The sequence below is a fragment of the Microcoleus sp. S13C4 genome (assembly GCF_036700865.1).
Classification (GTDB): Bacteria; Cyanobacteriota; Cyanobacteriia; order Cyanobacteriales; family Microcoleaceae; genus Microcoleus.
The window spans coordinates 76,677-87,602 of record NZ_JAUBPS010000026.1 but is presented as its reverse complement, the minus strand read 5'-3'; the positions used below and the strand labels follow the sequence as shown (position 1 = coordinate 87,602).

Annotated in this window: 11 protein-coding genes; 6 read left to right on the top strand and 5 right to left on the bottom strand. The window is 42.5% G+C overall.

The window, feature by feature from the left end:
• The 3 genes from QT996_RS13555 to QT996_RS13545 form a co-directional block, all read right to left on the bottom strand.
• The coding region (locus tag QT996_RS13555) for an SNF2-related protein (RefSeq protein ID WP_333047082.1) at positions 1 to 582 on the bottom strand (582 nt) is incomplete at its 3' end.
• A gap of 470 nt (positions 583 to 1,052) precedes the next feature.
• Positions 1,053 to 2,726, bottom strand: a complete 1,674-nt coding sequence (locus QT996_RS13550; RefSeq protein ID WP_333047081.1) for a relaxase/mobilization nuclease domain-containing protein — start codon at positions 2,724 to 2,726, stop codon at positions 1,053 to 1,055.
• Between the two features lie 50 nt (positions 2,727 to 2,776).
• Entirely contained in the window at positions 2,777 to 3,178 is a 402-nt protein-coding gene (locus QT996_RS13545) for a plasmid mobilization protein (protein ID WP_333047080.1), read from the bottom strand.
• Between the two features lie 1,372 nt (positions 3,179 to 4,550).
• On the opposite strand from QT996_RS13545, the gene QT996_RS13540 reads away from it, so the two are divergent.
• On the top strand, positions 4,551 to 5,036 hold the full coding sequence (locus tag QT996_RS13540) for a GIY-YIG nuclease family protein (protein WP_333047079.1): 486 nt from the start codon (positions 4,551 to 4,553) through the stop codon (positions 5,034 to 5,036).
• A gap of 55 nt (positions 5,037 to 5,091) precedes the next feature.
• Here QT996_RS13540 and QT996_RS13535 read toward each other — a convergent pair whose 3' ends face one another.
• On the bottom strand, positions 5,092 to 6,318 hold the full coding sequence (locus QT996_RS13535; RefSeq protein WP_333047078.1) for an ISL3 family transposase: 1,227 nt from the start codon (positions 6,316 to 6,318) through the stop codon (positions 5,092 to 5,094).
• 310 nt (positions 6,319 to 6,628) lie between these two features.
• On the opposite strand from QT996_RS13535, the gene QT996_RS13530 reads away from it, so the two are divergent.
• The 4 genes from QT996_RS13530 (at position 6,629) to QT996_RS13515 (ending at position 9,366) form a co-directional block, all read left to right on the top strand.
• Positions 6,629 to 6,991 (top strand): hypothetical protein, encoded by a 363-nt coding sequence (locus QT996_RS13530; RefSeq protein ID WP_333047077.1) that lies wholly within the window; start codon positions 6,629 to 6,631, stop codon positions 6,989 to 6,991.
• Positions 6,960 to 7,118: a hypothetical protein gene (locus QT996_RS13525; protein ID WP_333047076.1), complete on the top strand. Its 159-nt coding sequence runs from the start codon at positions 6,960 to 6,962 to the stop codon at positions 7,116 to 7,118. Before QT996_RS13530 ends, QT996_RS13525 begins: the two co-directional genes overlap by 32 nt.
• Positions 7,119 to 7,468: 350 nt before the next feature.
• Positions 7,469 to 8,467 carry a hypothetical protein gene (locus tag QT996_RS13520; protein WP_333047075.1) on the top strand — a complete coding sequence of 333 codons (999 nt, stop codon included), beginning with the start codon at positions 7,469 to 7,471 and terminating at the stop codon, positions 8,465 to 8,467.
• A 197-nt stretch (positions 8,468 to 8,664) separates the two neighbouring features.
• A complete protein-coding gene (locus tag QT996_RS13515; protein WP_333047074.1) occupies positions 8,665 to 9,366 on the top strand; it encodes a GUN4 domain-containing protein in 702 nt (233 codons plus the stop codon).
• A 275-nt stretch (positions 9,367 to 9,641) separates the two neighbouring features.
• On the opposite strand, the gene QT996_RS13510 is transcribed toward QT996_RS13515, so the two are convergent.
• On the bottom strand, positions 9,642 to 10,160 hold the full coding sequence (locus QT996_RS13510) for a hypothetical protein (RefSeq protein ID WP_333047073.1): 519 nt from the start codon (positions 10,158 to 10,160) through the stop codon (positions 9,642 to 9,644).
• A 362-nt stretch (positions 10,161 to 10,522) separates the two neighbouring features.
• Here QT996_RS13510 and QT996_RS13505 point away from each other — a divergent pair, with 362 nt between their 5' ends.
• Entirely contained in the window at positions 10,523 to 10,888 is a 366-nt protein-coding gene (locus tag QT996_RS13505; RefSeq protein ID WP_333047072.1) for a DUF4087 domain-containing protein, read from the top strand.
• Positions 10,889 to 10,926 lie beyond the last annotated feature (38 nt).

Here is a 10,926-nt window from a genome sequence, read left to right as displayed (position 1 = left end):
TTTCCAGTTGAGGGTACTGCGATTTTTTAGATGGTGTGCCTCATCGACAACAACCAAATCCCAAGTACGACTGGTGATGTGAAGATAATGTTTAGCAGACTTAGCCGTGTTTAATGAAGCGATAATTCGCGGATTATTTGTCCAAAATTCGTCTATCGGTTGTTGTGGGTCACGGTTATCTGTGGTGATAGTAGCGATATTAAATTTGTCACTTAACTCTGATTGCCACTGGGAAACTAGGGATGCCGGAGTTAACACTAGGATGGACTTTACCATCCCCCTAGCTAAGTATTCGGCGATGATTAGTCCCGCTTCAATGGTTTTACCCAATCCGACTTCATCCGCTAGTAATGCCCGTCCACCCATTTGTCTGAGGACTTTTCGGGCTGTTTCAATCTGATACCAGTATTTGTCGATAGCAGTTAATGTGGGTAGGCAAATGAGTTGGTCATAGTCTGCCATTACCGAGAGGTTAAACAGGTCTAAACGCGCTTCGTAGAAGTTAAGCGGGTCGTATTTACCAGCTTTCAGGGCTTCTAAGGCAGTGGAAGGATTGAATTGAAATGTATAGTTTTTTTCCATATTTATAGTTTTTCCTTACTTGGTCTGCTAAAAAGACCTGTCCGCTAGCCTAAAAGCTTTGCTAGGTAATAAGTGTAGTCATTATCCTTAGCGTTTGAGGCTAAGAATACGGGCGACCCACGGCTAGAACCCTTTATTGTACAGCAAGCGTTATGATGCTTGGTAGTGATACGGAAGTAGTGGTGAGACATAATCCTTGTCCCATAAGCAATACGGAGGACAGTTTTATATCTAGTCGAGTCTCCGAAACCCTTACTGGCTATATGCTGGACTATTTTTTCAAGGTTTAAGTAAGCGCGCACTCGTTTCAGAAAATGCGTAAAAAATGGCAGGGCTTCCTCGCCCTCGGCGGTGCTGGGCCGTTAAAAAACTGTCCGAAGTATTGATCAACAGGTTTTATCAAACATATTGATTGTTTTATGAACCTAAGCACTTTGTTTAAATTCTAGACAAATTTAAGGTAGCAACAATTAATCCAGTTCGATGTCTTGGATGCGCTGTTTATAAGGTTGGTTATTTGGTTGAATATTTTGCTCTTCTTGCTCAATTAATTGTATCCAGATATCATTCCAACTTGACTGTGGATTGACAAGTTCTGCATTCGGTAGCAACGAGCGCGCATTTCGAGCGAGCTGAGAATTTTCGGCGATCGCTATAATAACGGTATCGAGTTCTTGTAAGAATTGTCTAGGCAGTTGTGAAGCTCGTTCAATTCCTAGGTAAATTGTGGGTGGTGGTGTTGTAGAGTTATCCTGGTTATTTTCCTGTTCAATAAGCAAAATTGAAAGGGCTTCTATTGGGTTACAAGCAATCACAGCTCGCTCAATTTCTCCAGTAGTGGCTACCCAGAAAGCAGCTTCAGATGACAGGGGATGGGTTGTAGTAAAGTTGCCTCTTTCATCGAGAACAAAAGCGAACCGGGCTTCCCCCTCAAGCGTCCGTCCTGTAAAGACAGCCTTTTCTGAGCCGGCATACAACCAAGAATGAGAGTGCAATTTTTCAAGCAATTCTAAAGGTAAACTGTACTCGACTGCTAGATGCAATCGGACTTTTTGCCACTGAGTTTCATTCCTTTCAGGCAGGATTGACAGTTGTAACTCTAACTCATTTGCTGTTGCAGGAATTGCAGGTGCGGTTGTTTCTAGCTCAGATTGTGACCACTCTAATTTATTTGCTCTTGCAGGAGTTGCAGGCGCGGTTGCTGCTAGCTCAGATTGTGACAACTCTAACTCATTTGCTGTTGCAGGAGTTCCAGGTGCGCCTGCTACTAACTCGAATTGTGACGACTCTAGCTCATTTTCCTCTGCCTCGCCAGGGGCGATAGCTAAGTGTTGTGGCTGTATTAAAGCTTCAATTAGGGCGTTATCTCGCCCTTGGTCATAGCTAACGCCTCGATGCTTCTGCAATCCAGAAAAAGTGTAGGCTTTACCCAACTGAGTGCCACTTAAAGCGACCCCATCTAAATTGTAAGAAATGCCTTGACTGAAGCCGATTCCAGTTTGAGTCAATCCGACTTGCACCTCTACGGCTTGTTGCTGCAACCGCTCAACAAATTCTGGCATACTTGGGTTGTCTTGGGTAACTTCATCAATTAGGTCTTGCAATTGCACCCTGACGCTCTTGTTTCCCTTGCTTTTTAATTGCCTGTGTTCTCCTGTAGTCTGAGCTCGCTTGTCTGTTTCCCAACTGGGTGTAACAGTTTCCAGGCTGTAGTTCCGTTCGAGTTGGCGAATAGTTTCTTGGCTTTTGTAATAGTCCCAGCTATCGTCAACAACACCTCCATCTAGGCAAATGCGACTGGCGACGATGTGAATGTGGTCGTGTTCTGTATCGCTGTGCTTAACAACTGCGTACTGGTTGTTGTCAAATTCCATCGCTTTCATGTAGTTGGCTGCGATTGCCAGCCAGCGCTGGTCATTTTCTTCAGAATCTTCTAGTTTTTCGGTGCTATCGACAGATAAAGTGGCGTGAAAAACTGCTACTTTCAGGTTAGGTCTTAGTTGTCGGGCGATCGCAAATTCCGCAGCCAGTTCTTCAGGAGTTTGTCCGCACATAGTACCGCCAATTAGAGCAGCGTCTTTTTTGCCCAGTACGTAGTTTAGACAGCCCCGAAAGCCTGTACCTTTAATTTGTTTGCCAATCATAACCGTTTCGCAGTAGGTTTATTACATCAATTTCTCAGGCTTGTTAAAAATTAGCGGACTGTAGAATTGGTAAGGTTTGCAACTATTGTTTTAATAGCAGTTTGGTTTTGTTGAATGAGGTGCTGTACGCTTTCTAAGAGTCCTCTATTGACAATAACGGGTTCTCCCAATACCACAGCACTATTGCAAGCTTTAGCAATTTGATTGAGGTTGTTTCCTGCAATTCTCAATTGGGCATCAATCTTGCATAAAACTTGATAGGCTTTTAAGTCAAATGCAGCTAGAGGGCGTGGCATGGCTCTCCTCAAAGCTGCGCGGCGCATGAAGTCGCTCATGCTCAAATTGACTAGCGAGGCTCTTGCTTTAATTTGATTGTAGTCAGAGTCAGTGAGGCGAATGTGAATATGGTTGGATAGCAGCTCTCTAGGTTTGGCTTCCGGTAAAGTCTTCATAGTTTTTAATCAGTAAAAACCTTTTCCCAAGATACAAGTTAACAACTGTAATCGACAAGCGCTATTCAGGTGATTTTATCCCCCCCAATTGGAGAGGGCTGTTTAGACAGTTTATTAAGGTAGAGACTGACTATAATTTTCTTTATTTGTATAGAATAGTGGATTTAGGTGCGATCGCACTTGAATAAGTGATGAGCTTGTTGAATTGCTTTTGAAGCATTTTCTCCCTCTAATTTCTTAGAGCTATAGAATATTCAGCTTAAACCGTAGTACAAATAGTTACAATTGTCATTAAAGCTAAAGAAAGTATTAAACCCGACCTTACGGTTAGGCTTCCGTAAAAGGAGGGTGCATTATTTCTCTTCCTGCACGTAAAAGTGCGGTTTGTGATCACAAAAACATTGCTTGCTACCGAGAGAGAACAGCCATAACCGACCTCAACCAGCAAAGGCAGTCCTTGCACAAAAAAGCAGCAATTTAACCGAAAAAGTCAGGCGTTTGCAGTATAAAGTCAGGTAAATGCAGGTAAAGTGCACCCCCTGCAAATACCTGCAAAGCCCTGACTTTATACTGCAAAGCCCTGACTTTATACTGCACTTGCCTGACTTTAGCTGACGCAACAATTAACTATTTTTTAGCCCTTTTAACAAAATCCGAATTGATTTAATAGTCAAGTTCCGGCATCGGAATTGAATTAAAAATCAAGTTGAGCAAGTGTGAGAAAAGTGGCAGGCAGCTAAAATTTATGAAGCGATTTTGTAGCATAGCAGCCGTTATGCAAGTAATAAAGTTGAGGCTGGCCTGTCTGGTTTTTGCGCTCCGTTGAGACTGAAAACGAGACTTCGATAATAAGGCAAAATGTTGTTGTCAGACAAAGCTTGACAGTCGGGTAAAATGTTGTTGTGTGGCTAACTCTGACAATCTATCGGGTAAAATGTTAGAGTCTGGCAGAGCTTGACAGTCGGGTAATAATTTACCCCCTGACCACGAGAGCCCTTGGTTTTTTAGGGAGTGACGGCGATAGCTGGATGCACTGCAAGGTTTGCTAGATTGAGAGTCCACAATTCTTGTGCGGGAAAGCCAAAATTAGTGGTATGTTCGACCCAACTTGAGAATCAGTTGAGTAGATACATTGCCTCATCCCTAAAATCGATGACTTTTAGCATTGGCATCGACCCAGCGAACTTACTCGTACTCCAAGCTCGTTTAGCTGCTGTGGAGATGGAAAAATTAATGTAGTAGCAGTTGCCTAAATTATCATTTTCATCACAGACAGTGATCTGTCAACTAATCTTTTGAATCCGTGCAGCAACTCGAACTTTTCCCTGAATTTCAACCCAAACCCAGCTCCCTGAAATCCCCTCAACTAACGATGAGTTCAGAGGCGCTAGAGTCCTGGAAACAGCGCATTTTTGAACATCAACAATCTGCAACCGCCTCGCAACCGCGACAGGGAACACTATTCGAGGTAGCTCCCAATCCCTGTGACCCCAATAGCATAGACCCCTTTGCCCTGCAATTGCACAATCTCTCATTTTGTGAGAAACCCGATTGGGGCGATCGTACTTGCCTCTACTTCGTCATCGACAACGCACACCCCTTGCTCCTCTACGTCGGAGAAACAGACCGCACTCCCAAGCAACGATGGATGAGCCACGATTGTCACAGTTACATTGGCAACTACATCGAACTGCATCGGCGTTATTCTCTGGATGTGAGTGTAGCTATAGCTTTTTGGTACGGAGCGCCAGCTAAGCGAAAACAGCGGTTACAGTTAGAATCGGAGCTTATCTACAAGTGGCGATCGCCTTTCAACAAAGAATGCTGGCAGTGGTGGGGACAGCCGTTCGGGAAATAAAATTGCTAGGATTCCCGAGTAAGAAGTTTGGTTCTACCGAACCTAGTATGTAAAACTAACTAGCAAAATGCCAATGTAAGAAGCTCCTAAGAATAAAGTTGTCAAAATTTCTAAACCCATAGCCTTTTCTTTTGATGAGCTTTAATTTGTTATTAATTCCTTCCACAACTCCTTGAGTAGTCCTCCGATCAAAATACGCAATAATTTCTCCAATCCACCTAATAATTGTCCCACAGCTTTTGGGGAAAACGGAAATTGCATCTTTTAACCAATCACTTAAACTAAATAATCCTTCTACCCAATCTTTTGGGGCTTCAAAAATTTGTCTAAACTCTTCTTTCATTTGATGCATTTTTTGTAATGTAGGAGCAACTTTTTTGAGTGATTCTAACTGCTCTTTTTCGAGGCCAGTGAGATCCTCTTCATTTTTTAGTAAGACATATTTACTTTTTTTTATTCCGGAGAGTAGTCGCGATTTTTCCGAGTTATTTTTTAAGGCAAAGGCTGCTTTCTTAATCTTTTTTCTAGCTCCATCTAATTCTTCATTTACTTGCTTCATAACATGAAATCTATCGGCCACAACTTCTGCTTGTGGCATTAAAGCTTCTGAGACATTTTTATAAGGTTTCCACATATCTATACTGACTTCTTCTATTTGGTCTAAAACCTCTTCTCCCCAGGCTTCTAGGTATTTTTGTATTTCCACTTGAGTTCGATTTTTGACCATTCCTACTATAATTTTTTTATCGATATCTACTAAAACTACACAATAATTTTTCTGTCCTTTTACTAGAGCAATTTCATCAATTCCTAGCCTTTTTAATCCTGATGGTTTTTGTCCGCTCAATTCCTTTCCCCATTCTTTTAACATGGTTTCTATTTCTTGTTCGCTGACTCCATTCCTTTGAGCCACATTTTTAATATCGCTTTCTAATAATTCTGACAAAATCTTTTTTTTCAACCTCTCTGTATAGGTTCTAGTTTTTTTAACAAATTCTAAGTCTTCACTAAATTTTTTTGGGCAACCTTCACACCTCATCTGACGGCGATTTACTTGTAAATATACTTTTTGCTCTCCAAACGGCAAATCCCTCACTACATAATAATGATTTTGATGGAGTTTATCAGTTTTCTTCCCACAGTCGGGACAAATGGCTTTTTTGTTGTTATTATCTAAGTAAATCGTGATTCCTATATTTTCAATAATCTGATAACTTTTGACGGTCACTCCCTCAATATTAAGGAGTTTCGTCATTAGATGAAGTTGAGGATTGGAAGCCATAGGTATAATTTTTATCTTAATTTCTCTAAAATCTAACTTTATTAGACTACAAAAAGCCCTGTAAGTCAATATATAACTGCTTTGCCAGCGCCTAATGTTTATATTTTATAGTTAATTTTTATAAAAATTATTAACTTTTTTACATACTAGGTTCGGTAGAGCCAGAAGTTTCAGATGTTACTCAACACAATGGACGCACCACACTTAATTTCTGTAAACCCAATGCTTAGTAGAGATTGAGTTGGTGCCAGATTTTTTCCAAGTCGCTGTGTGATTGCATAATATTTGGTATACGCATCTCCATCGACCAATGAAAAAGTACCTCAACCTCGCCACCGCCCTCATCGCATCACTCAAGCCCAAATCCAAAATACCCATAATCGACACTTACGGTGAATCTATCCTTATCCAAGAACAGCAGCAAGCCCTGATGGAATCCTTGTTTGCCAGTTTGATGAGCGTTGGTTACTTCGGCAAAGCTCACCTGATTTGGGATGATGGTCAAGACAGAGAGCGGGAGATATTCACGGCACTGATGAGAAACGAGCCAATATTCCTGTATCGCCAAGGAGAACGACCTTCACCAAGCGTTGAGGGATATTATTGGCGGCTGATTGGCGAACATCCGAGTTTGAGAGTGTATGAGTTGCAGGTGGAAGTTGAAGGAGATTGAGGCGATCGATATCGCGATCGATGAAGAAAGTTGCCAAGGTTGCTGTTATGTAACCAAACACCGATTGAATATATCGATCGCTCCGGGTCTGGGCAAAGTGATTGATTATTCAGCAAATTTTACATGATGATGTATTTGTCACATAGCAGGTTGGATGTTCTGTTTTGGCTGGTGATTTGTTCAAATGCTGTTAAATTGAAGCGTAATAAATCTTTACTTCAGATTCAAGATTCGTATTTCTCGCTAAATATGTCATTTTTAGTCTAATGTTGAAACCGTTTACTGTCAGAATAATAGCCGCCAATTATTAATTCTTTTTAGCCTAGAAGACTTTTAGCCGCAAGCTGTCTCATCAAAATAGCTTTGAGTGTGTTAAGAAATGAAACACTAGAGAATAGAATATTGTAGCTTAGGTTACAAATATAAAGTATAACATCTAACCTACTTTCATTTCTTTCTTAATAGCGGGGTCTTCCAATGGCGATCGAACTTTCAAGTTTAACGTTTACTGATCAGGCTGATGTTGTCCCCATGTCTGGAGTGGATACAATAGTCAATACTGGCATCGCTAATACTCTTGGTGGCAACGACATAATTACGGGGACTATCACAGGCTCTGATCTCTACGGCATTTACAACCCTGGCATCATGAATACTGGTGCTGGTCATGACATAATCATTTCTAAGGGTGACATCTACAACTCTGGCACCATCAATACTGATGATGGTAACGACATAATCATTGGTACTAGCCAAGCAACCGACGGCATCTTTATCTCACTCGGCACCATCAATACTGGTGATGGTAACGACGAAATCACTGGTACTGCCATCGGTTCTGGCATAAATGTCAACTATCAGAGCATCATTGATACTGGAAATGGCAGCGACACAATCACTGGTACTGGCGGTTATGGTCTCCAAAACTATTTCATCATCAATACTGGCGATGGTAACGACAAAATCACTGGCAATGGCACTTTCTCTGGTGGCTACGGCATCGTTAACGTCGGTACAATGGATACTGGTGCTGGTAAGGATGAAATCACTGGCACGATCGCTAACGGCTGGGCTATTTACAACTATTCTGGCAGCACTATCGATACTGGCGATGGTAACGACAAAATCACTGGCACTGGCACTATTGGCATCTACAATAACGGCATCATCAATACTGGAAATGGTAACGATTCCATCATTACCGATGGAGGTTTTAATGGCAGTGGTAGCGTATTTCTAGGAGATGGTAAAGACTATCTCAAGGGTTTTGGTAGCGGTAATTTCGATGGTGGAAACGGTAAAGACGAATTAGAATTAACGTCAGGAAGTTATACTGTTGGAATATCGGGAACAGCGGTAAACTTCACTAAGGATAGCATTATCATGAATACTTCTGGGTTTGAAGAACTCATAGGTGGTGGCACAAAGTATGACTTTAGCCGTCTAACCAACGGTCAAACAATTAGTGTCGCCTAGCATTTTATTTGAAAAGTGGGGACAGCTAGCTAACAGAAAAGTTTGGCTGTCCTAAAAGACCCTTTATCGTATCGAGAAGAATCGACCCAACATTTCTTGTCCCTCAAATGAGTGACACTCAAATATGCGACTGGTCATGCACCCATAAGATTGCTCACAATAGGTTCAGGTACAAGGGAAATCACGAGGCTCAGAGTATGTGGGGATGGAAAAGCATTCTTAAATCAGGCGATGGGTTGGCAACCGCGCGACAAGATGTGCGGGAATTGCAAGTGCGGTTGATTGATTTATCTAAAAAATCGAATCGCCCCAATTGGCATCCCGGCAACCCAGATGGTCAATTCGGACCTAAAACGGAAACCGGCGTAAAAGCTTTTCAAAAAGACCAAAATCTTGTAGCTGACGGTCGAGTTGGTTCCATTACTGTAGAAGCGCTCTATACAGATTACGCCCAACTGCGAGATTTCTTAGGCGCTAGGCAGTGGCAACAAGCCGATGAGGAAACAGCCAAACTCATGCTCGAAAACGTTGGGCGACAATTTGAGGGTTCCTTCGAGCCAGGAGAAATCGAGCAAATTCCGTGTTCTGACCTCCAGGTCTTAGACAAACTATGGTTGGCATCTTCTGGCGGCCACTTCGGCTTTAGCGTTCAAAAGCGTATTTGGAAAAGTACGATTGCTGCTAATCCAGACGTAGACAATGCGGGTCAACTCTTTGGGGAAATTACCGGACAATTTGTAGATGGTGAATTGATAGAGTACAAGCGCGTTACCTTCAACCTGAGTGCTCTTGCGGGTCACTTACCTACGCTGTGGTGGCGGCGCAGCATGGTACTGGCTGGCTTTGGTCGCCCCGTCGCATCTTTGGTATCTCGTATGAATAGTTGCAAACTACCTTGACGCTCCTCAATCAAACTGATTGTATTCTTGAGCGATCGCGATCGCCTCTCAACACCCAAACTCACCGCAGGCAGTTTCAGGAGTTTTAGGATTTCCAGAGCGATCGCCTCCAAGCCCGCTGTCCCAACGCAGTAATCGGCTATGCCACCTTTGTAAACTCTGGTTCATTCTACAATCTCACAAAACTTCAAAGCGATTGATTTCACTTGAAGTGTAGGCTGACGGTAGCTTTTAACATGATTCCCTGGAAGCACAGAAGCGGGTGTGGCGATTCCTTATTGTTTCATCATCTTGAACGTACCACGATTGTCATCGACATCCACAAAGTAGCCGGTAATTAAGCGCTCATTATCCAACCTGCCACTGAGGACAGCGCGATAGGAAGAGTTAGGCAGTAGTTGAGCAATTTGTGCGATGGTAATTACAGGTCTGCCTCTTCCGGGAAACTCGTACACAGTGAATTCAAAAAGGCTGTCATTATTGGCTGGAATAATATAGCTTCCAATTAATTGCTCCTCATTTAATTCAATTTGAATTCGATAGGTAGTGGTGGCAAAACTAACTTTGTAATCCCAAAAGCCTACCAGCTTTTCTACTGTAGAAGCCGTAGAGATGGAAGCATTTAGTTGATAATCACCACAGTAGTTGATGAGCGATGCGCCCTCTAGTTCTGGCGGTAGAGAGTGGAGGCGTTTCCACAGCGCCCAATAGCTCGGATTGACTGCACACCCGATATCCGTGCAGTGATGTTGGTGGGATGTGTGGAATCGGCAGGTTGAACAGTTGGAAAGCATAATAATAAAGTCGGCACCATTGTCTATTCTAGGAGTTGCACTATGGCGATCGCCTCCAAGCCTGCTTTAGCAACGCAGCAATCTGCTATGCCACTCTCATACACCTTGGCTTATTGTCCAATAGTACAGGCTTAAGCTGATGAAGAGGCGCTGTATGCTTGACAAAGTGTGGGAGATTAGGGGCGCTATTCTGCTTTGACCTTCGTTAATCTCCCACCCATAAGCAGCAGTTCCTGGAACTCCAATTTTTCTCGCAATCGAACAAATAGGGATTGCGGGATTGGGCTGTTGCTTCACCGGCATTAATCAGCGCTGATGAATTTGCTGCTATAGTTGGGTAAAAACTGACTAAACTTAAATTTATGAAGAAAAATTTGTTTATATCCGTTATTATTTCATCTCTTTTTATCGTTGCGCTTCCTGCTAAAGCAGTTGAAACTAGGTGTGGGTGGTTGCTAGTTCCGACACCAGGTAATAGGTACTTAATTGATAAAAATGGTACTTGGACTATTGGAGCGCAAGGTGGATATCAAGCCCAAGGAATAGAAAACATTCCCAATGCGGATGACAAGGAAGTTGTGCGAACTAACGGCAATTATGGATATAACTGTACTTGTTTGAATGTTACAGTCAACAGCAATCTAAGGAGAATTCTGGAAATTCAAGGCGGTGAAGCATTGCCTCTGTCAACTTGCCGCGAAGATCCGAATCTGCCAAAAAGTCCTTAGTTTCAGCCAACACCAACTGTACAATCACAGTAAAGCTG

Coding starts and splice junctions, on each gene's coding strand:
- QT996_RS13535 (WP_333047078.1), bottom strand. CDS start 6,318: ATGGCTTCCAATCCTCAACTTCATCTAATGACGAAACTCCTTAATATT.
- QT996_RS13520 (WP_333047075.1), top strand. CDS start 7,469: ATGGCGATCGAACTTTCAAGTTTAACGTTTACTGATCAGGCTGATGTT.
- QT996_RS13550 (WP_333047081.1), bottom strand. CDS start 2,726: ATGATTGGCAAACAAATTAAAGGTACAGGCTTTCGGGGCTGTCTAAAC.
- QT996_RS13510 (WP_333047073.1), bottom strand. CDS start 10,160: ATGCTTTCCAACTGTTCAACCTGCCGATTCCACACATCCCACCAACAT.
- QT996_RS13530 (WP_333047077.1), top strand. CDS start 6,629: ATGAAAAAGTACCTCAACCTCGCCACCGCCCTCATCGCATCACTCAAG.
- QT996_RS13540 (WP_333047079.1), top strand. CDS start 4,551: ATGAGTTCAGAGGCGCTAGAGTCCTGGAAACAGCGCATTTTTGAACAT.
- QT996_RS13545 (WP_333047080.1), bottom strand. CDS start 3,178: ATGAAGACTTTACCGGAAGCCAAACCTAGAGAGCTGCTATCCAACCAT.
- QT996_RS13525 (WP_333047076.1), top strand. CDS start 6,960: ATGAGTTGCAGGTGGAAGTTGAAGGAGATTGAGGCGATCGATATCGCG.
- QT996_RS13505 (WP_333047072.1), top strand. CDS start 10,523: ATGAAGAAAAATTTGTTTATATCCGTTATTATTTCATCTCTTTTTATC.
- QT996_RS13515 (WP_333047074.1), top strand. CDS start 8,665: ATGTGGGGATGGAAAAGCATTCTTAAATCAGGCGATGGGTTGGCAACC.